Annotated in this window: 25 protein-coding genes; 20 read left to right on the top strand and 5 right to left on the bottom strand. The window is 57.3% G+C overall.

What is annotated here, in order from left to right; translation table 11 throughout:
- Positions 1 to 74 precede the first annotated feature (74 nt).
- Positions 75 to 662: an NfeD family protein gene (locus GM415_RS13110; RefSeq protein ID WP_158948892.1), complete on the top strand. Its 588-nt coding sequence runs from the start codon at positions 75 to 77 to the stop codon at positions 660 to 662.
- Positions 663 to 675: 13 nt separating this feature from the next.
- On the top strand, positions 676 to 2,244 hold the full coding sequence (locus GM415_RS13105) for a flotillin family protein (protein ID WP_158948890.1): 1,569 nt from the start codon (positions 676 to 678) through the stop codon (positions 2,242 to 2,244).
- Between the two features lie 96 nt (positions 2,245 to 2,340).
- Here GM415_RS13105 and GM415_RS13100 read toward each other — a convergent pair whose 3' ends face one another.
- Entirely contained in the window at positions 2,341 to 3,564 is a 1,224-nt protein-coding gene (locus GM415_RS13100) for a M24 family metallopeptidase (protein WP_158948888.1), read from the bottom strand.
- An 80-nt stretch (positions 3,565 to 3,644) separates the two neighbouring features.
- On the opposite strand from GM415_RS13100, the gene GM415_RS13095 reads away from it, so the two are divergent.
- The 5 genes from GM415_RS13095 to hisF all read left to right on the top strand — a co-directional run bounded on the left by GM415_RS13095 (position 3,645) and on the right by hisF (position 6,836).
- A complete protein-coding gene (locus GM415_RS13095) occupies positions 3,645 to 4,064 on the top strand; it encodes a CoA-binding protein (RefSeq protein ID WP_158950925.1) in 420 nt (139 codons plus the stop codon).
- Positions 4,061 to 4,498 carry a YkgJ family cysteine cluster protein gene (locus tag GM415_RS13090; protein WP_158948886.1) on the top strand — a complete coding sequence of 146 codons (438 nt, stop codon included), beginning with the start codon at positions 4,061 to 4,063 and terminating at the stop codon, positions 4,496 to 4,498. Before GM415_RS13095 ends, GM415_RS13090 begins: the two co-directional genes overlap by 4 nt.
- An 18-nt stretch (positions 4,499 to 4,516) precedes the next feature.
- Positions 4,517 to 5,302 (top strand): J domain-containing protein, encoded by a 786-nt coding sequence (locus tag GM415_RS13085; protein WP_158948884.1) that lies wholly within the window; start codon positions 4,517 to 4,519, stop codon positions 5,300 to 5,302.
- Positions 5,303 to 5,425: 123 nt separating this feature from the next.
- Positions 5,426 to 6,067 carry an imidazole glycerol phosphate synthase subunit HisH gene (gene hisH / locus GM415_RS13080; RefSeq protein WP_158948882.1) on the top strand — a complete coding sequence of 214 codons (642 nt, stop codon included), beginning with the start codon at positions 5,426 to 5,428 and terminating at the stop codon, positions 6,065 to 6,067.
- Positions 6,057 to 6,836, top strand: a complete 780-nt coding sequence (gene hisF / locus GM415_RS13075; protein WP_158948880.1) for an imidazole glycerol phosphate synthase subunit HisF — start codon at positions 6,057 to 6,059, stop codon at positions 6,834 to 6,836. Before hisH ends, hisF begins: the two co-directional genes overlap by 11 nt.
- Positions 6,837 to 6,913: 77 nt before the next feature.
- Here hisF and moaC read toward each other — a convergent pair whose 3' ends face one another.
- Genes moaC through GM415_RS13055 form a run of 4 tightly spaced genes read right to left on the bottom strand, consistent with a single transcriptional unit; the run spans position 6,914 to position 10,117 of the window.
- Complete coding sequence (gene moaC / locus GM415_RS13070; RefSeq protein WP_158948878.1) at positions 6,914 to 7,393, bottom strand: cyclic pyranopterin monophosphate synthase MoaC; 480 nt, start codon at positions 7,391 to 7,393, stop codon at positions 6,914 to 6,916.
- A 1-nt stretch (position 7,394) separates the two neighbouring features.
- Entirely contained in the window at positions 7,395 to 8,513 is a 1,119-nt protein-coding gene (gene dnaJ / locus GM415_RS13065; protein WP_158948876.1) for a molecular chaperone DnaJ, read from the bottom strand.
- Between the two features lie 2 nt (positions 8,514 to 8,515).
- A complete protein-coding gene (gene rpoZ / locus GM415_RS13060) occupies positions 8,516 to 8,749 on the bottom strand; it encodes a DNA-directed RNA polymerase subunit omega (RefSeq protein WP_158948874.1) in 234 nt (77 codons plus the stop codon).
- A gap of 27 nt (positions 8,750 to 8,776) precedes the next feature.
- Positions 8,777 to 10,117, bottom strand: coding sequence for a DUF4340 domain-containing protein (locus tag GM415_RS13055; protein ID WP_158948872.1), 1,341 nt, complete (start codon positions 10,115 to 10,117; stop codon positions 8,777 to 8,779).
- A 170-nt stretch (positions 10,118 to 10,287) separates the two neighbouring features.
- On the opposite strand from GM415_RS13055, the gene GM415_RS13050 reads away from it, so the two are divergent.
- The 13 genes from GM415_RS13050 to GM415_RS12990 all read left to right on the top strand — a co-directional run bounded on the left by GM415_RS13050 (position 10,288) and on the right by GM415_RS12990 (position 21,588).
- Positions 10,288 to 11,037: a tRNA lysidine(34) synthetase gene (locus tag GM415_RS13050; protein ID WP_158948870.1), complete on the top strand. Its 750-nt coding sequence runs from the start codon at positions 10,288 to 10,290 to the stop codon at positions 11,035 to 11,037.
- A 63-nt stretch (positions 11,038 to 11,100) separates the two neighbouring features.
- A complete protein-coding gene (locus GM415_RS13045) occupies positions 11,101 to 12,006 on the top strand; it encodes a M23 family metallopeptidase (protein WP_158948868.1) in 906 nt (301 codons plus the stop codon).
- A gap of 148 nt (positions 12,007 to 12,154) precedes the next feature.
- Positions 12,155 to 12,946, top strand: a complete 792-nt coding sequence (gene fliR / locus GM415_RS13040; protein WP_158948866.1) for a flagellar biosynthetic protein FliR — start codon at positions 12,155 to 12,157, stop codon at positions 12,944 to 12,946.
- 13 nt (positions 12,947 to 12,959) lie between these two features.
- A complete protein-coding gene (gene flhB, locus GM415_RS13035; protein ID WP_158948864.1) occupies positions 12,960 to 14,024 on the top strand; it encodes a flagellar biosynthesis protein FlhB in 1,065 nt (354 codons plus the stop codon).
- Between the two features lie 65 nt (positions 14,025 to 14,089).
- On the top strand, positions 14,090 to 16,192 hold the full coding sequence (gene flhA / locus GM415_RS13030) for a flagellar biosynthesis protein FlhA (RefSeq protein WP_158948862.1): 2,103 nt from the start codon (positions 14,090 to 14,092) through the stop codon (positions 16,190 to 16,192).
- A gap of 9 nt (positions 16,193 to 16,201) precedes the next feature.
- Positions 16,202 to 17,272 (top strand): flagellar biosynthesis protein FlhF, encoded by a 1,071-nt coding sequence (locus tag GM415_RS13025; protein ID WP_158948860.1) that lies wholly within the window; start codon positions 16,202 to 16,204, stop codon positions 17,270 to 17,272.
- 17 nt (positions 17,273 to 17,289) lie between these two features.
- Positions 17,290 to 18,117 carry a MinD/ParA family protein gene (locus GM415_RS13020; RefSeq protein ID WP_158948858.1) on the top strand — a complete coding sequence of 276 codons (828 nt, stop codon included), beginning with the start codon at positions 17,290 to 17,292 and terminating at the stop codon, positions 18,115 to 18,117.
- The gene (locus GM415_RS13015; RefSeq protein ID WP_158948856.1) at positions 18,059 to 18,844 is read left to right on the top strand and encodes a FliA/WhiG family RNA polymerase sigma factor; all 786 of its coding nucleotides are present in this window, start codon (positions 18,059 to 18,061) and stop codon (positions 18,842 to 18,844) included. The genes GM415_RS13020 and GM415_RS13015 overlap by 59 nt, the downstream gene beginning before the upstream one ends.
- Positions 18,845 to 18,863: 19 nt before the next feature.
- Positions 18,864 to 19,244 carry a chemotaxis response regulator CheY gene (locus GM415_RS13010; protein ID WP_158948854.1) on the top strand — a complete coding sequence of 127 codons (381 nt, stop codon included), beginning with the start codon at positions 18,864 to 18,866 and terminating at the stop codon, positions 19,242 to 19,244.
- Positions 19,245 to 19,269: 25 nt separating this feature from the next.
- Complete coding sequence (locus tag GM415_RS13005; RefSeq protein ID WP_158948852.1) at positions 19,270 to 19,992, top strand: flagellar basal body-associated FliL family protein; 723 nt, start codon at positions 19,270 to 19,272, stop codon at positions 19,990 to 19,992.
- Positions 19,993 to 19,995: 3 nt separating this feature from the next.
- Positions 19,996 to 20,322 (top strand): hypothetical protein, encoded by a 327-nt coding sequence (locus GM415_RS13000; protein ID WP_158948850.1) that lies wholly within the window; start codon positions 19,996 to 19,998, stop codon positions 20,320 to 20,322.
- Between the two features lie 21 nt (positions 20,323 to 20,343).
- Positions 20,344 to 20,751, top strand: coding sequence for a hypothetical protein (locus GM415_RS12995; RefSeq protein WP_158948848.1), 408 nt, complete (start codon positions 20,344 to 20,346; stop codon positions 20,749 to 20,751).
- A gap of 9 nt (positions 20,752 to 20,760) precedes the next feature.
- Complete coding sequence (locus GM415_RS12990) at positions 20,761 to 21,588, top strand: hypothetical protein (protein WP_158948846.1); 828 nt, start codon at positions 20,761 to 20,763, stop codon at positions 21,586 to 21,588.
- The last annotated feature ends 79 nt before the right edge of the window (positions 21,589 to 21,667 follow it).

Here is a 21,667-nt window from a genome sequence, read left to right as displayed (position 1 = left end):
AAAATCTATCTGCAGGGTTGCACTGATGCTCTCAAGCCTGTAAAGATTCCTTAATTTATGTAAGGAGTTTGATAATGGGCGCATGGTTTAACAACCTCAATGGCTTGGACATATTCTACCTCATTTGCGCCCTGGCCGGGTGCATCCCCCTGCTTGCCAGATTCGCCCTGCAGTTTCTTGGTGCGGATTTCGGCGATGAAGCGGCGATGCATGCCGACTTCGAGTCCCCGGACGGCGGCGACGCATTCGACACGGACGCAAGCCTGAAATTCCTCTCCCTGCACGGTCTTTCCTCTTTTTTCATGATGTTCGGCCTGGTGGGGTATGCGCTCTACAGACAAAGCGAGGTGGGCGCAGCCCTCTCTCTTCTCGGTGCCGCAGCCGCAGGGCTCGCCTCATTCTGGGTCATCGGCAGGCTCTTCAAACTGATGGCTTCCATGCAGCACAGCGGGACCATCAACATCAGCCAGGCCGTGGGCAGTGAAGGTAAGGTCTATACCACCATCCATCCGAACAAAACCGGCAGCGTCATGGTTACCTTTCTCGGCAGGCTGCGTGAATACGACGCCGCATCGGCCGACAACAGCGAAATCCGTACCGGCACCCGGATACGGGTGACGGAAGTAAGCGGCAACATCCTTGTCGTAACCCCCATCCAATAACGAAGGAACTCCCATGGACTACGAAATTTCCTCATTCGGCCTCTGGGCGCTGCCCGTCATTGCCTTTGTCATACTTATCTTTGCCACGGCGGTTTTCCTGGCATCCCGGTACAAACGCTGTCCGTCCGATATGATCCTGGTCATCTTCGGAAAGGTGGGGCAAGGACAATCGGCCCGCTGCATCCATGGTGGAGGCGCCATCATCTGGCCCCTGATCCAGGATTTCAGCTACATGAGCCTGACGCCCATGACCATTGCCATTCCGCTGCAAAACGCTCTCTCCTTTCAGAACATCCGCATCAACGTGCCCAGCACCTTCACCGTGGGCATCAGCACTGAGCCAGGGATCATGCAAAACGCGGCGGAACGGCTGCTCAACCAGAGCAAGCAGGAGATCGAGGAAATGGCCATGGAGATCATCTTCGGCCAGCTCCGCCTGACCGTCGCCTCCCTGACCATCGAACAGATCAACCAGGATCGAGAGAGCTTCCTTGAGTCCGTTCGCGAAAACGTTTCCCCAGAACTGAATAAAATCGGCCTTTACCTGATCAACGTGAATATTACAGACATCACGGATGAGTCGGGATACATCGAATCCATCGGCAAGAAGGCTGCGTCCGAGGCCATTAACCAGGCCAAGGTCGACGTGGCCGAGCAGGACAAGATCGGCGCCATCGGCGAGGCCAGCGCAAACAAGGAAAAAGAAATCCGCGTTGCCGAAAATGTGGCCCAATCTGAAAAAGGCCAAAAGCAGGCCGAGGCCGACAAACGCGTTTTCGTCCAGCAACAGGAATCCCAGGCATCCATCGGTGAAGCCGACGCCAACCGCGAGATGGAAATCAAAGTCGCTGAAAACCTGGCCGAGGCGGTCAAGGGTAAGAAGAAAGCCGAAGCAAACCAACGTATCTTTGTCCAGCAACAGGAATCCGAGGCCGTCACCGGCGAAAACAAGTCCAAGGCCGAGATAGCCCAAGCCGAAGCCGAACTGCACATCAAGCAGGCCGAAGCAAAGCAACAGGGTGAAGTCGCCCGGAGAAAGGCCGAGGCCGAAATCCAGAAGGCGCAATATCTGGCCGAGGTCGAGCGACTGAAGGCGGAAGAAGTGGCTGTCCAGGAAGTTGAGAAGAAAAAGATCGAGATCGCAGCCGAAGCCGAGGCCGAAAAAATTCGTCGCGAAGCTAAGGGTAAAGCCGACGCAACCCTCATGCAGTACGAGGCCGAAGCCAAGGGTATCCGGCAGATGCTGGAAGGCAAGGCCGAAGGTTACCGCCTGCTCGTCGAGAGCACCGGCGGCGACGCCAAGGCTGCCGCCACCATGCTCCTGCTGGAAAAGCTTGAGAACATCGTCCAGACCCAGATAGAGGCCGTCAAGAACCTCAAGATCGACAAGGTCACCGTCTGGGACAGCGGTAACGGGGACGGCTCCAGCTCCACTGCCAATTTCTTCTCAAATATGGTCAAGAGCCTGCCGCCACTCCAGGACATCACCAAAATGGCCGGACTGGAGCTCCCGGAGTACCTCGGCAAGATGCAGGACGAACCGGAATCACCGAAAAAAGAAACCGAGTCCAAGGCCGAATAACTGTCTTGAATCCAATAGATGCAAAAGAAAGGGACTCCCAGGCGGGAGTCCCTTTCTTTTGCTCTACTGGAAGAACTGCCGATGATATAAATCAACTTACTCCACGGGCACCATGTCGTAGGCGTCGCCGCTGATGCAACGGCAACCGTCCGCCGTGATCTCAAAGGTATTCTCCACGCCGACCATGGCCACACCGGGAATCCCCTGCTTGGGCTCAAAGGCCAAGACCATGCCTTGCTCCAGCGGGATATCGAACCCCTTGGCGATAGGCGGGAATTCGTCAATGGTCAGACCGATGCCGTGTCCTACGAATGGAACCTGATTGTCGCCCAATCCCATGAACCCCTCGGCATATCCCTGCTCCTCGGCCATGGCGAGGCAATGAAGATAGAGTTCGGCCGGAGTGACACCGGGCGCGGCAGTGGCGCACAGCCACTTCTGGACCTCGATGCAGAACTCATGCGCCCGTCGCACTTCATCCGGAATTGCCGAGGCTGGTCCTGCGAAATAGGCCTGGGTCTTGTCCGTATGGTAGCCCTCGATCTGGAAGCCGATGTCGAGCATCAACGGTTCGCCCAGCTTCCAAACCTTGGCCGCGCTGCCCATGAGCGCAGAGCCCGGGTGCTCGCCCCGCAGCCCCAGCGGGCCGTTGAACGAACTGGGGTAGTTGCCGGAATCTCCGGCAGCGACATGCCCGAGAAACGCCTCCTCGCCGTGGGCCTGCATACGCAGGATGCCCATGTGTCCAGCTTCGAAGAATGTCTCCCAGGCCAAGTGGGATATCTCGCGTTCTGTCATGCCCGGCTTCAGTCGCGAGGGCAGGACCTCGTAAAGGCTGCGGTGATGCAACTCCCCGCAGCGGCGCAAGATTTCCAATTCGAACTCCGACTTGACCATCTTGGCCAGGGCCACGGCATGATCACCCGGCAGAATGACATGCTCCTTGAGTTTGGCGGCCAGCAGGTTGCCGAGCTGCCAGGTGAGACCGGCCTGGACCGCCGCCAGGGTCTTGGTCAGTGGGCTGCCCGCCTCAGCGCACAGCGGTGCGAGTTCCGAGTAGGACTTGAAGGTGGCGATGTGCCCGAGAGGTGATTCCAGGCGGGCGCGGTCTATGCCCTTGCGGATAAGAAGCACCGGTTCGCCGGAGAGGGGAAGCCAAAGCACACCCTGCCCGAAAGTACCGGTCAGGTAGTAGATATTCAGGCGGGAAAAGACGAGAATGCCCCCGGCTTCGGGGGCGACGTTCCGCAGGTGTTTGCGCACGGCGTCCTGCCGCCTGGTCAATTCGTCGAGAGGAATGGTACGGTTGGTCTCAAACATGGGGAAGCTCCTGATATTCGACTAGGCAAGGTGATTGGATTACTGTAAAAGGTCGTTCACAAGACAAAGGGAACGAAATGATGCTGTACAATGACAAAGAGCTAGCCGCCCTGCTCGCCGAGGTCAAGACCGTGGCCGTGATCGGCGCGGTGGACAAGCCGGGGCGTCCGGTGCACGACGTGGGACGTGCCATGATCGACATGGGCCTGAAAATCATCCCGGTCCATCCGGTGCGCCAGAATGTCTGGGGCCTGACCACCTACAAGTCGGTCACGGATATCCCCGAGCAGGTCGACCTGGTGGACGTCTTCCGCAATGCGCAGTTCTGCCCGGACCATGCCCGCGAAGTGCTGGAAATGGCATCTCCCCCGAAATGTTTCTGGATGCAGTCCGGCATCATTAGCCCCGAGGCTCGCGAAATTCTCAAGGACAGCGGCATCACGGTCATCGAGGACCGCTGCCTCAAAGTCGAACTCAGGCGGCTGGGGGTGGCGCGATGACGGTGCAGGCGTTCGAATGCCAAATGTGCGGCCATTGCTGCCACGGGGAAGGCGGGATAGTCATGACTGCCAAGGACCGTGCCCGCCTGGCGGAACATCTCGGCATCACCGAGACGGAACTCATTGAGCGGTATACGGAACAACGCGGCGGAAAGCTCCACCTTGTCACCAAGGAAGACGGCTACTGCTTCTTCTTCGACGAAGGCTGCGGCGTCCATCCGGGCAGGCCGGACATCTGCCGTGCCTGGCCCTATTTCCGGGGAAACCTTGTGGACGAAGTAAGCTGGGAGATGATCCAGGAATACTGCCCGGGCGTGAACCCTGAGGCAGGACACGCCGAGTTCGTGCGCCAGGGCAAGCAATATTTGCACGATGAAGATCTTTTGCGCTATGATCCTGACACAGCGCCCAATGCCCTGATTTCAGACGACTAACGCAGGATACGCCAGGCCATGACCCTCCAGGAATGCTACCGGATACTCAAGCTCCCGCAAGGCGCGCAGCTTGGGGAAGTCAAGACGGCATTTCGCAAACTCGCCTTCAAGTATCATCCGGACCTGAACGCAGATCCCGCCGCGGCGGAGAAATTCCGCGAGATCAACGAAGCCTATGTCATTGCGAAGGGCTTGCTGGAAAACGGCAACGGGGGTGCGCAATCCGCTTCCGCCAAGGAAGAGCCCACTGCCAGCCGGGCCGAAGGCGCCAAGGCATACGCCCGCCAGCAACGACACGCCAAACCAGGCAAGACAGGCCCCCGCAAACAAAAGTCGTCGGCCCGCTCTCGACAACAGAATTTCTATTACAAGGAAGAGGAGGTCCTCAAGACCATCCTCAACGACCCGTTCGCCAAGAAGGTGTTCGAGGACATCTACAGCCAAATCCGCAAGGAGCAGCCGGGCTACAAAGGACCGTTGGAACTCAAGAAACGGAACCTCAAGCTCAGTTGGGGCAAGCGCACCCTGGGCCTGGACCTGTCCAAAGGCATCGGCGGAGGGATCAAATCCTGGTTCAAGGGGCAGATGGATCACGAACAGACCGTCTACTTCCCTGCCATGAATCTACTTCCAGGCCGCAAAGTGCGTATCACCGTGGAGCAGAAATTCAGCGAAGGGCCCAAGACAATCGAGGTCACCCTGCCCCCTGATTTCGTTGTCGGACGCCCCATCCGCCTCAAGGGGCTCGGACGCAAGCTCGGACCGTTCACCGGCGACCTGCTGCTCCGCATTATGGCCAGATAGGCCGTTTGCCCATCCTCGTTCTCCCGGGGCGTTATACAATTTCAGCAAAACGAAAAAACCCCTTGTTTTCCCCATTTATTTTTACTAGTGCCTCTGGTGAATAGAGACGCACCGGAGGACCCCATGCTCGCCATATTCGACTACAAGGCCGGAAACCAGACGAGTGTTCACAGGGCACTCGAAAATCTGGGCATTCCCAACAAAATTACAAACGATCCAGAAGAACTGAACCAAGCCGCAGGCATCATCTTCCCTGGTGTCGGTGCTGCCGGCCAGGCGATGGAAGAATTGCATTCCCACGGCCTGGATGAAGTGATCAAGCATCTCATCCGCGACAAGAAGCCGGTGCTCGGCATCTGCGTGGGCTGCCAGATCCTGCTCGATTACAGCGAAGAAAACGACACCAAGGCCCTGGAAGTCATTCCTGGCGAATGCCGTTTGTTCAATCCCTCTTGGACCGATTACGAAGGGATTCCCATCCGTGTTCCCCATATGGGCTGGAACCAGGTAAACCTCCACAAGGAGTGCCGCCTGTTCAAGGATATCGATCCGGCCTCGGATTTCTACTTCGTGCACAGCTACTACCCGGCTCCCGGTGATCAGTTCGTCATCGGCACGACCCGCTACGGCATCGACTTCTGTTCCATCCACGGGCGCGAAGGCCTCTGGGCGGTGCAGTTCCATCCCGAAAAATCGGGACGCCCCGGCCTCAAGCTGCTGGACAACTTCTACAACTACTGTCTGGAGGTGGCCGATGCTCAGTAAGCGGATCATCCCCTGTCTCGACGTCCGCAACGGCAAGTTGACCAAGGGCATCAAATTCAAGGGCAATGTGGATATCGGCGATCCGGTCGAGACCGCCAGAAAATATTACGAGGATGGCGCCGACGAGATCGTCTTCTATGACATCACAGCCTCCCACGAGGCGCGCGGCATCTTTCTGGATGTGGTCGAAAAGGTTGCGTCCCAGATATTCATCCCCTTCTCCGTAGGCGGCGGCATCAACACCGTGGACGACATGCGAGACGTGCTCCTGGCTGGAGCCGAGAAGGTTTCCGTCAACTCCGGCGCGGTCAAGAACCCGGACATCATCAGCGAAGGCGCTGCCCGGTTCGGCGCCCAATGCGTGGTGCTCGGCATGGACGTGAAGCGCGTCGAGGTCTCCGAAGACATTCCCTCCGGATTCGAGGTAGTCATCCACGGCGGCCGGAAATACATGGGTATGGACGCCATCGAATGGGCGAAAACCGGCGAGGCGCTGGGCGCAGGCGAAATCTGCCTCAACTCCATCGACGCAGACGGGGTGAAAAACGGCTACGACCTCGAATTGACCAGACTGGTCTCCGAGTCCGTGACCATCCCGGTCATTGCCTCAGGCGGCGCAGGCTCTCCTCAGCACATGGTGGACGCGGTGACCGAAGGCCGCGCCACGGCCGCGCTGATCGCCTCCATCGTCCACTACGGCGAGTACACCATCCCGGAAATCAAGAAATACATGAAGGACGCCGGCGTCCAGATCCGCTCGGTCTGGTAGCCCCCATCCCATCAAAGAAGCACCAAAAAAGCCGCAGTCCTCGGACTGCGGCTTTTTATATCATAGTCGCTTGCGGTCTACTCAGCCTGGAATGTCCCGCTCTTGCCGCCGGACTTGAAAGCCAGACGGCAGTTGTCGATGACGATGTCCTTCTGGACCGCCTTGCACATGTCATAGATGGTGGCCGCAGCGATCTGCGCACCCACCAGGGCCTCCATCTCCACGCCGGTCTTGTAGGTAGTGCGTACCTCACACTCCAGGGAGATGGTGGACTCCCCTTCGTCCACGGTGAAGCGAACGTCCACGTAGCTGATGGGCAGCGGATGACACATGGGGATCATGTCCGCAGTCCGCTTGGCAGCCTGAATACCAGCAATCTTGGCCGTGGTCAGCACGTCACCCTTGGGCAACGCGTTCTCCATGAGCAGACGCAGGGTCTCCGGTGCGAGCCGGATCACGCAACGGACAATCGCCGTGCGCGCGGTGTCGTTCTTGGCGGAGACGTCCACCATGCGGGCGTTGCCGTCATCATCCATATGCGAAAAGCCGTCGGACATATTACTCTCCCATGACCTTGTCTTTGGCCTTCTTGAAGAAGCCCTTGGCCTTGGTGCTCAATTTCTTGGATTCTATCTCGGCAAACTCGCGCAGGAGCTCTTCCTGCTTGGAGTTGAGATGCGTGGGCGTCTTGACCCGAACCTCCACCAGCAAGTCGCCGCTATGGGCGCTGCCCAAGTGCGGAAGGCCCAAGCCGCGCAGGCGGAAAATCTCACCGGACTGGGTTCCCTTTGGGATGTCGAGGTTGACCGGATCGTCCAGACTCGGAACCTCCAGACGATGCCCCAGAGCGGCTTCCACGAAGGATATCTCACGGCTGATGATCAGATTCTGGCCCTGTCGCTCGAAGACCTTGTCGGGCTCCACCCGGATGACCACGTACAAATCGCCGGGAGGACCGCCGTTAAAGCCACTCTCGCCCTCGCCGCGGAGACGGAGGCGGGAGTTGTTGTCCACGCCCGCGGGGATGCGGACCTTGAGGTCCTTGTCCCTGATGACCGTGCCCCGGCCCATGCAGGTGTCGCACGGGTCGCTGATGAGCTTCCCGGCGCCCCGGCAATGGGGGCAGGTGACCTGGATGCGGAAAAAGCCCTGCGCCTGCTGCATAGTGCCCGAGCCGCCACAATGAGGGCAGGTCTCGGGATTGCTTCCAGGAGCGGCACCCGATCCGTCACAGGCATCACAGACCTGTTCTACCGGAATCTGGATGTCCACTTCCGTGCCCTTGGCGGCCTCACGGAAGGAAATTTCCAGGTTGTAGCGCAGATCAGCCCCGGGACGGGGACGATTCGCACCGCCACGCCCGGCTCCGGCGAAGCCGAAGACCTCACCGAAAATATCGCTGAAGGCACCGAAGATGTCCTCATTGCTGGAGAAGCCCGAGAACCCGTTGCCATTTACGCCCTCATGGCCGAACCGGTCATAGGTCTGCCGCTTCTCGGCGTTGCCGAGGATCTCGTAGGCCTCGGCGGCCTCCTTGAACTTGGACTCGGCATCGGGATCATCCTGATTCCGGTCCGGATGAAACTTGAAGGCGAGCTTGCGGTATGCCGATTTGATCTCGTCCTGGGACGCCTCGCGGGAGACGCCAAGAACGTCGTAATAATCACGCTTGGACATGACTACTCGTCAACGTCTCCGGAATTCACGTCGGCGTCGGCACCATCCACGAGTTCCTCAGGCAGGATCTTGCCTGCGGCAATTTCCCGCAGAGCGCTGACCACTTCCTTGTTTTTGGACTCGACCAGGGGGTCGTAACCTTCGCGGTACTGCTTGACGCGTTTGATACCCATCTGCGTGATGAGAAAACGGTTGCTGACCTTTGCCAGACAATCTTCAACGGTAATGCGTGCCATGATATTCTCCTTAACTATAATCCAAGGCTAGGAATCCGCCCCGGTCTTGCCGGAGGGGAACATGCCCTGCAGATCCTTGAGCAGCCTGCTTGAAACGGGATAATACATCCCGCCGCCGTTCTTCATCCAACACTGCCCCTGAGGCAGCTTGGGGTCGGCATAAAACGTCAGTTCCTTCAGTGTCTCGCCGTCCCTGTCCTGCAACTTGCAGTACATGAGCTTCACGGCGGTATCCGGAAGGTTGTTCAGAGGCAAAGCCTCAAACTGTAATTCAGTAAATCGCCACAGGAACATGTCAATGCCCGGCAGGTCTTTTTTCCTGTCCATCAGTCGCCAGCCGGTGTCTCCCCGCTCCACGGCATAATGGTTTTCCCCGTGCGCGACTATCAGACGAGCCACGGTTCCAAGATCAAGCTTGATCACGGTCCTTCCCTGCACGTCGAAGGCACTCTTCACCAGCAGTCCCACGCTCTGGGCGTCCAGTGTGAAGGGAACGGTCAACCACGACGACTTGCCCAGATAGACCTCAGGCGCATCGGCGATGGTGAAGAACTCCACCGAGGACGGCTCCTTGTCCTTCCCTGTCCAGATGCGAATGGTCAGGGCGGGAATCCGATTTTCGGTCTCCATCTGATCCATAAGCAAATGATCGGCCCTGAGCAGGGCGAGGGAATGAACGTAGAGCTTCAACGCCGAATCCGAGGCGGGCTTGTCCTTGAGATAGCCAGGCAACGCGAAGTAGTACCCTTCCTTGCGCTTTTCCACCAACCAACTGGAACCAAAAGGTTGAACCAGCTGGATCTTGGCTACGTTCTCCTCGTCGAACTTCAGTACCCAGGTATCCAGAAAAGAGTCGACGGTCTGGCCCAATTCCTCAACGACCTTACTCCCGAACTCGTAAACAAGCCCGGGGCTTCTCGAGTTCCAACCAAAGATGGTACCGCCACCGTCCGAAGTCATCTTGACAGACAGCGGGACTGTCCCGGCCTTTGAAAAGGTAACGTCGATGCGAAGGTCAGGATCGTCCAGGCCGTATTCTTCCGGACCGCCCCTGTCGAAACCGCCGATAGAGCGATGGGGCTCCAGTTCGGAGAGCCTGACCAGGTAGCCCAGGACCTTCTTGGGGATGGCCCTTGCGACGATGGCCCCCGACGCCCCCGGAATCCGAGCCTGCCAGCCATCGGCGGAAGCCTCAAGGGTGAAATCGTTTTTGCCTGCCCGCACACGAATTGACTGCACGTTTTCGAAGGAATCCGATAACCATCTCGTCGTGTCGAATTCCTCTCGGGTCAGGTTGTTGTACCACCATCCCGCCGCGGCAATGGCGGCCAGCGAGACGAGGGTCAAGAACAGAGCTATTTTTTTCAAGACACCTTCCCTCCGGGGGGAAACCGTGCATTATTTTCGAATTGTATTCAGCCGGAACGGCGCGGAAGCTTGTAAAGCTGCCCCAACCCCACTTGCAAGTCAAGCAGGAATCGTCTATCTGCCCTACCGGACCTGAACTACCTAACAGAAAAACGGGACGGAGAAAAACCATGGCCTCCTGGGGCAAACTGACCTTCGCGCAAAAAAAATGCGTGACCGCAACGGGCAAACTCATGCAGAAGACCGACATGGTCTCTCATGGTGCCCGCATCGGAGTGGCCGCCTCGGGCGGCGTCGACTCCTTCCTCATGCTCAAGGTATTGACCATCCGCAAGGCGATCATGCCCTTCCCCGTAGAGCTGATGGCTCTGCACGTCAACGCGGGCTTCGATCCGACTTCTCACGCCCCGCTCGTGGACTGGTGTGCCGACCACGGCATCTCCGCCCACATAGAACTGACGGACTATGGCCCGCGCGCTCACACCGAGGAAAACCGCAAGAACTCCCCCTGTTTTTATTGTAGTATGCTGCGCAGGAAACGGCTCTTTGAACTCTGTCGGGAGTACAACTTGACTCACCTCGCCTTCGGCCATAACGCAGACGACAACGTCGTCACGTTCTTCATGAACATTCTCCAGAACGGCAGAGCAGATGGCCTAAAAGCCAACGACGCCTTTTTCGGCGGAGAGCTCCAGGTCATTCGACCGACCATGCTTTTAGACAAGGCCACTGTCAAAAAAGCAGCCGCCCAGTGGGAACTGCCCGTATGGGAAAACACATGCCCCTCTAATGGTTCCACAAAAAGGGACGATATACATGAATGGTTGCGCCTTGCGTGGAAGGGGGACAAACGGATAAAACACAATGTGTTCAACGCGATAACCCGCCAACAGGTTGACTTGACAAGTAAAAAAGTCTAGACTAATTTCACTTCAAGCTGCGCTTCCGTCTTTTTTCTTAGACCATAACCAACTGCAAAGGCTATGCTTTTCAGAAAATATCATATAGTTGTCTTCAAGGACAAACAGGGTTCCTGCAAGAAATTTCAAATTCGGGGATGGGTCATAGCCACGCTTTTTGTCTTTATGGCCGGGCTCACCGCAGGAAATGTCATTCTGTGGAAAAAATACGCCCAGCACGCCCGAGTTGAAAAAGGTCTCAACCTGGCGGAGATGACGGTCCAGAAGCAAAAAACGCAGCTCCTCAGCCTTTCCCAAAAAATCACCACCCTCCAGAGCAACCTCGACCGCATCAGGGATTTCGACTCCAAACTGCGTGTCATGATCAACATCGATCAGGACGGCGGACAGGCTACCGCACCCAAGGGCGGCCCCACCGACGAAAATTTCTCCAAAGGTTACCTGCCCCTCTACAGGCAGGAACTCCTTGCCCGCAAGATGCACGAATTCCTGCGCCAACTGAACGTCGAGGCCCGCCTCGAAGAAGTCCGGCAGCAGGAGATCATGCACACCCTGCGTAATAACCAGAACATCCTGGAAGCAACACCGTCCATCTGGCCTACTTCCGGTTGGGTGACTTCCGGTTTCGCCTGGCGCACCTCGCCGTTCACCGGCAAGCGCGAGTTCCACAAGGGTATCGACATCTCAGCCCCCAGGGGGACACCGATTTACGCCCCGGCTCGCGGCACGATCAGTTTCACCGGACGCGACGGCTCCTACGGCCTGTCCATCCGCCTGAAGCACAACGCCAGCCTGACCACTCGCTTCGCCCACCTGCACCGTATCGCGGTCAAAAGCGGCAAGGTGGTTACCCGCGGTGAGCTGATCGGCTACGTAGGCAGCACGGGGCGCTCCACCGGTCCTCACCTGCACTACGAGGTCCGACTCAACGGAGTTCCGGTCAACCCGAAGCGCTACATTCTGAACTAGCGTTCATCAGCAATGATCAATACCGGCCCTCTTGGAACGCTTGATTCCGGGAGGGCTATTTCTTTGACAACAAGCGCAGGTTTTTCGCCCCGCAAAACGGCAAGCCCCGGGCGCGCTGGGGTGGTGCGGGTTTTGCAACGGTGATGATATGGATTTATTCGGTTTCAATCCAGACAGCATCCTCAGCTTTCTGCTGACACTCTTCAGGGTCAGCATCGTCCTTTTCCTGTTGCCTTTTTTCGGAGGCCAATCCATCCCCAAGACAGTCAAGGCCGCTTTGGTTCTTGCCCTGTCCGCCGCGCTCTGGCCGCAACTATCCTTCCCGGGCACCATGTTCCCGGGCACGGGCACCGGAATCGTCCTGATGCTTCTCGGTGAAATCATCCTCGGCCTCATGCTCGGACTGCTTGTCCAATTCCTCTTTGGAGCGGTCCAATTCGGCGGACAGATAATCGGATTCCAGATGGGATTTTCAATGGTCAACGTCGTGGACCCCATCACCGGTACGTCCAACGCAGCCACTGCTCACTTCCTCTACATGTGCACCATGCTCACCTTTCTGGTGCTCAACGGACACCTGGAGCTTCTCAATGCCGTAGGCATAAGCTTCAAGTACATTCCTCCCGGCGGACTGCTCCTGACCCCGGGGCTGTCCAAACACATCCTGGAATTCTCCAACCTGATGTTCATCCTCGCCATCAAGATCGCGGCCCCAGTCATGGCCGCCCTGTTCCTGGTGGATCTTTCCCTGGCGCTCATTGCCAGAGCCGCACCGCAAATGCACGTCCTGGTCCTGGGCTTCCCCATCAAGGTCACCGTAGGCTTCTTTTTCCTGGGATTCCTGTTCACCATCATGGCCAACTACGTAAGCGACTTCATCGGGCTCCTCAGCGAGATTTTCCGCACTGTCATGCAGGCAGCTGGCCCGAATACATTCTAGGAAGAGAAGCGGTATGCCCCAGAAAGATCCGAGCAAAACGGAAAAAGCCACAGAGAAACGGCGAAAGAAACAGAGGGAAGAGGGCAACGTTCCCAAAAGCGAGGAAATTTCCAAGGTCATCATCCTCCTGGCGGGCATTCTGACACTTCGCTTCATGATCGGCTTCTACTACGATCAATTCTCGGAAATCTTCCGATGGGCCTTTCAGGATGCGCTGAGCATCGAGATGGATAAGTCCATTGCCTACACGCTCTTCACCTGGGGCCTGCAAAAGATGACGTACCTGGTCCTCCCGTTTCTCCTGGTCCTCTTTGCCGTCTCCTACACTACCATGCGACTTCAGGTGGGCAAACTCTGGACCACCAAACCCATGAAGCCAAAGTTTGGGAAGCTGTTCAACATCACTGCCGCGCTCCAAAAACTGTTCATCAGCCCACAGTCCTTCATCAAGTTGGGCAAAAGCATTCTTCAGGCTCTGGCCGTTGGCATCGCACCCTACATCGTCATCAAACAGGAGATGCCCAACCTGCTGCCGCTTTTCTACGGGAATGTTCATGGCATAGCCGCCTACCTGCTCACCATCGGCTACAAGATGGCCTACTACGCGCTCATCCCCATGATGATCATCGCCGTCGCCGACCTCTGGTACGCCCGCTGGAACTACGAGGAAGAGATGAAAATGAGCAAGGACGAGGTCAAGGATGAACGAAAACAGGCTGAGGGCGACCCGCAGGTCAAGAACCGCCAGAAACAGAAAATGATGCAGATGATGACCAGCCGCATGTTCCAGGACATCCCCAAGGCGGACGTGGTCGTTACCAACCCGACCCACTATGCGGTAGCTCTGCAATACGACGCCCTGGTCGCGCCCGCGCCACTGGTTCTTGCCAAAGGCGTCAACCGCATCGCCGAGCGCATCAAAGAGGTTGCGAAAGAGAACGACATACCCATTGAAGCCAACCCTCCCTTGGCACGGGCTTTGTATAAACAGGTGGAAATCGGGGAAACCATCCCGGAGGAATTGTTCCAGGCCGTGGCGGCCATCTTGGCGAAACTGGATAAGTTCAAAAATCGCTAAGAGTTACGAAACAATAACGCACCTCCGGCCAACGCTGAAAACCGTGCCCACGAGGTGTCAAAAACATGTCTCAAACGCCCAGCACACCACTGGCTCCCAAGATAGATTACGGTAAATTCGCCAAGCAGGGAGATTTCCTGCTCGCTGGCGGCGTGGTGGTCATCCTCTTCGTGATGCTCATCCCGCTGCCCACGTTCTTCATCGATTTCATGCTTACCGTGTCCATTTCACTCGGGCTGGTCGTGCTGGTCACCTCCATGTTCATGACGTCTCCGCTGGAGTTCTCCATCTTTCCCACTCTGCTCCTGGTCACCACCCTGCTCCGTTTGGCCTTGAACGTGGCCACCACTCGAGCCATCCTCCTGCACGGCGACGAAGGCACGGACGCTGCGGGGTCCGTCATTCAGAGTTTCGGAGAGTTCGTTGTCGGCGGCAACTATGTCATCGGCATCGTCATCTTCATGATCCTGTTCCTGCTCAACAAGAAGGTTATCGTCCAGGGCACCACCCGTATCGCCGAGGTCGCGGCTCGCTTCACATTGGACGCCATGCCCGGCAAGCAGATGGCGGTCGAGGCAGACCTCAACGCCGGGCTTATCGATGAGACAGAGGCCAATGAAAAGCGTGAACACATGCGCCGCGAGGCAGACTTCTACGGAGCCATGGACGGTGCCGGCAAGTTCGTCTCGGGAGACGTCAACGCCGGCTTCATGATCACCTGCATCAATATCATCGGCGGCTTTCTCATCGGCGTCATCCAGAAAGACATGAACTGGATGGACGCAGCCCAGACCTATACACTGCTGACCATCGGTGACGGCCTGGTGGCCACCATCCCCTCCCTGATTATCTCCACTTCTGCGGGTATCATCGTTTCTCGCGCCGCAGCGGAAGCCAAGATGGGCGAGGAATTCATCGGACAGCTTTCCTTCCACCACCGCGCCCTCAAGCTGGTCTCCGGCATCCTGCTCATTTTCGCCATAGTGCCGGGTATGCCCACCCTGCCGTTCCTGTTGCTGGCCTGCATCGTTTACGGAGTCAGCCACCTTTCGGCCCAGCACTTCAAGCAATTCGAACCGGCGGAAGAGGACAAGGACGCCGCCGCCGACGCGACGACATTGGATACCCCGGAAGAAGTTCAGGCCCTGCTACCCCTCGACCAACTGGAACTGGAAGTTGGCTATGGCCTCATTCCTCTGGTGGACGAGGAACAGAGCGGCAACCTGCTCTCCAGAATCCGCTCCATCCGACGCCAGTTCGCCCTGGACATGGGCGTGGTCATCCCCTCCCTGCACCTTCGGGACAACCTGCAGCTCAAGCCGGGCGAATACCGGGTGGTCATCAAGGGCAACCCCGTGGCCCAGGCCGAACTGCTCATCGACCATTACCTGGCTATGGACCCGGGCGACGCCAAGCAAAGAATCGAAGGCGTGGAGACCGTGGAACCGGCCTTCAACCTTCCGGCAGTCTGGATCCCGGAGGCCCAGAAGGAAGAGGCCATGCTGGCGGGCTACACCGTGGTCGATCCGTCCACGGTTATCGCCACCCACCTCACCGAGGTCTTCCGTCGCAACCTGCACGAATTCCTCGGACGCCAGGAAACCCAGGAACTGCTCGACAACCTCGCCAAGCGGGCTCCCAAGGCCGTGGAAAGCCTGGTCCCGTCCGTGCTCAGCCTGGGCGGCTGCCAGAAGGTGCTCCAGGCGCTGGTTCAGGAGAACGTCTCCATACGCGACCTGCTGACCATCGTGGAAACCCTGGCCGACTACGCCACGGCCACCCAGGACCCGCAGCAGCTGACCGAGTTCGTCAGGGCCAAGATGGGACGCACCATCGTCAAGCCATACCTCGGCGAGGAAGGCACCCTCCCGATCATCACCCTGAATCCGGAGATCGACCAAATCCTCAACCAGGCCATGCGCCCGGCGGAACAGGGTGGATACCTCGCCCTGGAGCCCGGTGTGGCCCAGCAGATAATCCAGGCCATCAACCGCTCCACCGAGGACGCCATGGTCGCCGACGGCCAGCCCGTGCTCCTGGTTACTCCGCAGATCAGGAACCAGTTCTCGCAGCTCCTGGGCCGGTTCATTCCGACCCTGCCCGTCATCTCGCAGGCTGAAATACCTGCGGACGTCAAGATCCAATCGGCAGCAACCGTTCAATTGTAGGACCAGACCATGAGAATGAAGACGTTTCGGGCCGCAACCTCCACAGCGGCGTTCGCCAAAGTCAAGGCTGATCTCGGTGAGGACGCCGTCATCCTGTCCAACAAGACCGTAACCGAAGACGGCTGCAAGTGCTGCGAAATCGTGGCCGCAGTCGACTCCACCCCGGCCCGTACCGCTCCCGCCCGATCCAGGGACGGGGTTATCGACGACGCCCTTCAGGAAAGCGTCGGCTGGCAACGCGAATGGAGCCAGATCAGGAACCAGTTGCTTCAACTCATGAAGCCGCAGATGGACCTGAACACCCTCTCCCCCAAGCAGAAGCTGGCCCTGGAGTACCTTGAGCGCGAAGATGTGGACGAAAAGGTCCTGGCCAAAATCTATTGCGAACTGCGAGACGACGGCACCCGCTCCATTGTTCCTGTTCTTGACGACATGGTCGAGGCACGCTCCATGCTGGAAGACCGACCGTCAAAATTTCACGCTTTTGCCGGTCCCGGCGGCGCGGGCAAAACCACCAGTCTGGTCCGACTCGCTCTCCGGGAGAAGAAGGCCAACCCCAAGGCGCGTATCTGTCTGGCAACTGCCGACGGCGGCAGAGGCAAGGGACGCCTCGTCCTCAAGCACTATGCCGAGCTTTCCGGCCTCGCCTTTCGGGAAATCATCACCCGCGACGATTTCGATCTCCTGCAAAAGGAAGCCGCCCAGTTCGACGTCATTTTTCTCGACCTGCCGGGCCTTCCGGGCAAGACCTCGCTCAAGGAATGGACACAATTGTACGGCATGTCGGAGTGCCGGGACATGGATATTCACCTGGTCCTGAACCCCTACTACTCGCAGCGCCAACTGGGCCGATTCATCGAGAAGTACAAAAGTGAACAACTTGCAAGCGTTATCTGGACGAAACTGGACGAAGCCTGTACATTCGGTGCAATATTGAACATGGCGTTCGCCAGCGGGCTGCCGGTTTCCGCCCTGTCGTACGGTCCCGGGCTCAAGAACAGCATCGTACCGGCCACACATGAAAAGATCTGGCGCCTGCTGTTCATGCGCAAGCTGCCCAACGGCGACATTCAACCTTAAGGAGATAGACTGACGCCATGACTTCGAATCTTCCGATGGTTCTCTCCGTGACGTCCGGCAAGGGCGGCGTCGGCAAGACCAACATGTCCGTCAACTTGGCCTATACCCTGAGCATGGCTGGGAAGAACGTCGTCCTCCTGGACGCCGACCTTGGGCTGGCCAATGTGGACGTCATCCTCGGCCTGGCGCCGGAGTACAACCTGTTCCACCTCTTCCACGAGGATGTGACCCTGGACAAGATCCTCTTCGATACCCCGTATGGATTCCGCATCCTTCCGGCGTCCTCGGGCGTGTCCGACATGGTCGACCTGGACAAGGGACAGAAGATAGATCTCCTGGATGCCATGGACACCCTGGAAGACCAGGTGGACTACCTCATCGTTGACACGGGCGCGGGCATCAACGACAACGTGCTCTACTTCAACCTGGCCGTGCAGGAACGACTGCTGGTCATTACACCGGAACCCACATCGCTCACCGACGCCTATGCACTGATCAAGGTCCTCAAGCTGCAACACGGCGTGGAACGATTCCGCGTGCTGGTGAACATGGTCAAGGACCAGAAAACAGCCCGGGAAGTCTATCTCAAGCTGCTCAACGCCTGTGACCACTTCCTTGATGGCATTTCCCTGGACCTGGTCGGCTGTGTTCCCTATGACACCAACGTGCGCAAATCGGTCATCGCGCAGGTGCCGTTCTGCCACAAATTTCCCAAGTCCCCGGCGAGTGTGGCGGTCAGGCAGGCCGCCAAGAAACTGGATGCATGGAAAGTAACCCCGAGCACCGATGGCAATATTAAATTCTTCTGGAAGAAGCTCCTCTTCCAAGAACGATCCGTGGCGTGAGCTGGAAGCAGGCGCCAAAAGCTGGGACGATTTCTCTCCACGGGACCGTGAGGACATCGTCCGCTTCTACGCGCCTAAAATCCGCATCCTCGCCCTGCGCCTCAAGGCCAAGCTGCCCCATTCGGTCGAACTCAACGAGTTGATCAGCGCGGGCAGCCTGGGCCTGCTTGATGCCCTGGGGAAGTTCAATCCCGGCCTCGGCATCAAGTTCGAGACATACTCCGAGAACCGGATCAAGGGGGCCATGCTCGATGAACTCAGACGCATGGACTGGTTCTCACGTGGACTCAGACAGAAAGTAAAGGTTCTGGAAGACGCCCAGCGTCATATCGAACATGAGACTGGTGCCCCCGCGACCCCTGAGCAACTTCAGGAACACACCGGAATGTCTGAGAAAGAGGTCCAACAGGGACTGGAGGCGCTGCACAACCAGATGTGCCTCAGCCTGGACAGCTTCCATGAAAACGTCATCGGCCGAAAAAATATGACCGAAGACGAGCCTTTCCAGTCCACCGCATTTCAGGAAATAGTTGACAAAGTAGCCAATCTCATTGAGGAATTGACGCCAAGAGAAAAATTGGTCATATCTCTATACTACGGGGAGGAGTTGAACATGAAGGAAACAGCCGAGGTCATGGACATTACCGAAGGCCGTGTTTCCCAGCTTCACTCCCAGGCCCTGATAAAACTGAGAAAAACATTCAGAGCTCGCTACGAAAGCGAGTAATAAGTCAAAGGAGTATCCCATGGCATATGATACCGGCATGCGTGTTCTGGTGGTGGACGACTTCTCCACCATGCGCAAGATCGTGAAGAACATCCTTCGTCAGCTCGGCTTCAACAACATCGTTGAGGCTGATGACGGTTCCACCGCATGGGAAATTCTGAATAAGGACAACATCGACTTCATCGTTTCCGACTGGAACATGCCCACCATGTCGGGTATCGATCTGCTGCGCAAAGTGCGCGCCAGCGAGGAATACGCCGACATCCCCTTCCTGATGGTCACTGCCGAAGCACAGCAGGAGAATATCATCGAGGCTGTCCAAGCCAAAGTGTCCAATTACATCGTCAAGCCGTTCACCCCGGAAACATTGGGCCAGAAGATCGAAAAAATCTTCGCCTAGCGCAGCGGCCCGTTAGGCAAACGCCATGGTCTTGCTTGTCCCGGACGATTCAGATGATCTGACCGAAGGTCTGTCCTCCGAAGAGTCCGGGCAGCCAAAAGCCCAGCTTGACGACAGCGAAGCTAGCAGGGCCACGCAAAAAGTCGACCTTGACCTCGACGACGCTCCTTTTCTGGAGGACGAAGACGAAGAGGAAGAAGAGGTCGTCATAGAGGAAGAGACTCCCTTCCCAGGTGAGGAGGAAGAGGAGAAACCCAAGCTTTCCCTCAAGAATCTGCTCACCAACAAGATGGTCCTGATCTTCATCGGCATCATTCTGGTTCTCGTAGCCGTCATCATATTCCTGCTCGCACGCGACCCCGAAGAACCTCCCCCGCCTCCTCCCGAGCCCGTCGAGGAAACTGTCCAGGAGACGCCACAAGAACCCGAGGAAGTCGAAATTCCTCGGATACTCATCCGACTCGATCCTTTTCTCATCGAGCAACGCGACAACGAAGACAAGATTCGCTTTCTTCAGGTCCGAATTGTTATCAGCACCACGGAAGAAGGGCTGGCACGGCAGTTCAAGCAAGAAACATACACCGTCCGCAATGCGTTGTACTACTACCTGAAGAATAAGGATTTACAGTTTTTGTCCGATGAGAAGAATAGTGAGAAGCTCAAGAAGGAGCTGCTGGCCATCATCAACCAGTACATGGGATTCGGCCAGTTCGACACGCTGCTCTTCGAACAATACCTAGTGAGGTAGGCCATGAGTTCGACACCACTGGATCTTCCGGTCCTCATTTCGCAAATGCATTACGTTGCGAAAATCGTGCATGCGGACAAGGCCAGCCCCGAAGCGCAGCAGCAGTTGTTCGGCCCGCTACTCAGGGAACAGGTCCGCCAGGATCAGGGCAAGGTCCAACAGGTGGACAAGAAGGAACGCACCACTCCGGTGGATCGCGACGGAGGACAGCACCAACAACAGGCAGCTCCGGAAAGGGAGCGAAAGGAAAAGGAATCCGACGAGGATACCAAGTCCGATTCTCCCAACCCCTCGCCGTGGTCCGGCAATATCGTCAACGTCAAAATCTGATTTCAACCCCCGAGTCTTCCCATGTCCAACCTGCTTCTGCTCCTGTTCACCGTAAGCGAAATCGTTCTCCTGTGCGTGGTAATCCTCTTCTTCCTGCGCCTGCGAAAATCGGAATCTCTGCTCACCGCTCTCCAGCTCAAGCAGGAGGAATTCATCAAACGCCTCCAGTTCAACACGCAACTCGAAAATGAACTGGTCGCCACCTTCGAACAACGGCAGGCAGGTCTGGTCACCCTGAATGAAGATCTGGAAAAGAAATCCGTAGAGCTCAAGAAGCTCGTCGATTTGGCCAATGACTACTGCAAATCTCCCCAATTCATGCGAGAAATTATCCTCAACGGCCACAGGGCCGGCAAATCAACTACCGCCATGGCAAAGGCCACCGGACTAAGCATCGAAGAAGTGGAACTGATTATCGACCAGGCATAGGGGGGCACAATGCGCATTCGCGATTCCGGTTCCCATTTTTTCGGCTCCGGTGGCGGCAACGACCGGTCCGATTCTTTCAAAAAGGGGCGAAAGAAAGGTCAGAAGGTGCGAGGTACCCTGGTTAAGCGCGTCTCGCCGGAACTGGCCTGGGTGGATATCGAGGGACACAAGCTCCTTGCACAGTTACCCTTTTCCCCCTCCGAAGGCGGTACACTCACCTTCCTTATCCGGCAGTTGGAACCCGAGATCATACTCAAGGCCATCTTCGAGCCATCCAGCGCCGGAATCAGCGCCCTGAATCTTGCAGGCCACTTCGACACGGCGCGCACCCTCTTTGAAAACCGCCTACGCAAACACTATGGGGCTCTTTCCGAAGACCGCATTCAGGATCGCCTCGAAGCATTTCTCTACTGCGCACGGGAAGATGCCGCCCTGCTGCCAGCCCTCCTCGATGCCACTCGCTGCCTTGAGGCCATCAACAGCGTGCTCGACCGAGCAGACGGCCGTTTTCACTATCTGCCGTGGCTTATCCCGTCGGCGCGACGCCACGTCGCCTTTGTGCCCAGACAGAAAAGTTCAAGCCAACTCGTCCAACCCACTTACGAATTCGAATTGACAGGCTTCGGCATGGTCAGGGTGGAATTCATTTCCAGACCTCCGGACATGGCCTACAAAGTGCGCCTCCAACACCCGGCCAGAAGCGAAGCGCTCAAGCGTTACCTGTCCTCAAGGGATCGATCCGGCTTCACCGGCGGACTGGAGTGCTTGGGAGTATCCCATCTGCCTAGGCGCAACCACGGCGGCCTTATCGCGGAACGCATGTTCGGACAAGGATAGCCATCAAATGCAGGTGTCCCGAAAAGGACATCTCAATTGCAATGAAAGCCAATAAAAAAGCCCGTCCGAAGACGGGCTT

This window comes from Pseudodesulfovibrio cashew, assembly GCF_009762795.1.
Taxonomy (GTDB): domain Bacteria; phylum Desulfobacterota; class Desulfovibrionia; order Desulfovibrionales; family Desulfovibrionaceae; genus Pseudodesulfovibrio; species Pseudodesulfovibrio cashew.
This window is presented reverse-complemented; position numbering and strand designations above follow the sequence as displayed.

What these genes read in the sequence shown, in the direction of transcription:
- GM415_RS13110 (WP_158948892.1), top strand. Translation starts at nt 75, where the DNA reads ATGGGCGCATGGTTTAACAACCTCAATGGCTTGGACATATTCTACCTC.
- GM415_RS13105 (WP_158948890.1), top strand. Translation starts at nt 676, where the DNA reads ATGGACTACGAAATTTCCTCATTCGGCCTCTGGGCGCTGCCCGTCATT.
- GM415_RS13100 (WP_158948888.1), bottom strand. Translation starts at nt 3,564, where the DNA reads ATGTTTGAGACCAACCGTACCATTCCTCTCGACGAATTGACCAGGCGG.
- GM415_RS13095 (WP_158950925.1), top strand. Translation starts at nt 3,645, where the DNA reads ATGCTGTACAATGACAAAGAGCTAGCCGCCCTGCTCGCCGAGGTCAAG.
- GM415_RS13090 (WP_158948886.1), top strand. Translation starts at nt 4,061, where the DNA reads ATGACGGTGCAGGCGTTCGAATGCCAAATGTGCGGCCATTGCTGCCAC.
- GM415_RS13085 (WP_158948884.1), top strand. Translation starts at nt 4,517, where the DNA reads ATGACCCTCCAGGAATGCTACCGGATACTCAAGCTCCCGCAAGGCGCG.
- hisH (WP_158948882.1), top strand. Translation starts at nt 5,426, where the DNA reads ATGCTCGCCATATTCGACTACAAGGCCGGAAACCAGACGAGTGTTCAC.
- hisF (WP_158948880.1), top strand. Translation starts at nt 6,057, where the DNA reads ATGCTCAGTAAGCGGATCATCCCCTGTCTCGACGTCCGCAACGGCAAG.
- moaC (WP_158948878.1), bottom strand. Translation starts at nt 7,393, where the DNA reads ATGTCCGACGGCTTTTCGCATATGGATGATGACGGCAACGCCCGCATG.
- dnaJ (WP_158948876.1), bottom strand. Translation starts at nt 8,513, where the DNA reads ATGTCCAAGCGTGATTATTACGACGTTCTTGGCGTCTCCCGCGAGGCG.
- rpoZ (WP_158948874.1), bottom strand. Translation starts at nt 8,749, where the DNA reads ATGGCACGCATTACCGTTGAAGATTGTCTGGCAAAGGTCAGCAACCGT.
- GM415_RS13050 (WP_158948870.1), top strand. Translation starts at nt 10,288, where the DNA reads ATGGCCTCCTGGGGCAAACTGACCTTCGCGCAAAAAAAATGCGTGACC.
- GM415_RS13045 (WP_158948868.1), top strand. Translation starts at nt 11,101, where the DNA reads ATGCTTTTCAGAAAATATCATATAGTTGTCTTCAAGGACAAACAGGGT.
- fliR (WP_158948866.1), top strand. Translation starts at nt 12,155, where the DNA reads ATGGATTTATTCGGTTTCAATCCAGACAGCATCCTCAGCTTTCTGCTG.
- flhB (WP_158948864.1), top strand. Translation starts at nt 12,960, where the DNA reads ATGCCCCAGAAAGATCCGAGCAAAACGGAAAAAGCCACAGAGAAACGG.
- flhA (WP_158948862.1), top strand. Translation starts at nt 14,090, where the DNA reads ATGTCTCAAACGCCCAGCACACCACTGGCTCCCAAGATAGATTACGGT.
- GM415_RS13025 (WP_158948860.1), top strand. Translation starts at nt 16,202, where the DNA reads ATGAGAATGAAGACGTTTCGGGCCGCAACCTCCACAGCGGCGTTCGCC.
- GM415_RS13020 (WP_158948858.1), top strand. Translation starts at nt 17,290, where the DNA reads ATGACTTCGAATCTTCCGATGGTTCTCTCCGTGACGTCCGGCAAGGGC.
- GM415_RS13015 (WP_158948856.1), top strand. Translation starts at nt 18,059, where the DNA reads ATGGCAATATTAAATTCTTCTGGAAGAAGCTCCTCTTCCAAGAACGAT.
- GM415_RS13010 (WP_158948854.1), top strand. Translation starts at nt 18,864, where the DNA reads ATGGCATATGATACCGGCATGCGTGTTCTGGTGGTGGACGACTTCTCC.
- GM415_RS13005 (WP_158948852.1), top strand. Translation starts at nt 19,270, where the DNA reads ATGGTCTTGCTTGTCCCGGACGATTCAGATGATCTGACCGAAGGTCTG.
- GM415_RS13000 (WP_158948850.1), top strand. Translation starts at nt 19,996, where the DNA reads ATGAGTTCGACACCACTGGATCTTCCGGTCCTCATTTCGCAAATGCAT.
- GM415_RS12995 (WP_158948848.1), top strand. Translation starts at nt 20,344, where the DNA reads ATGTCCAACCTGCTTCTGCTCCTGTTCACCGTAAGCGAAATCGTTCTC.
- GM415_RS12990 (WP_158948846.1), top strand. Translation starts at nt 20,761, where the DNA reads ATGCGCATTCGCGATTCCGGTTCCCATTTTTTCGGCTCCGGTGGCGGC.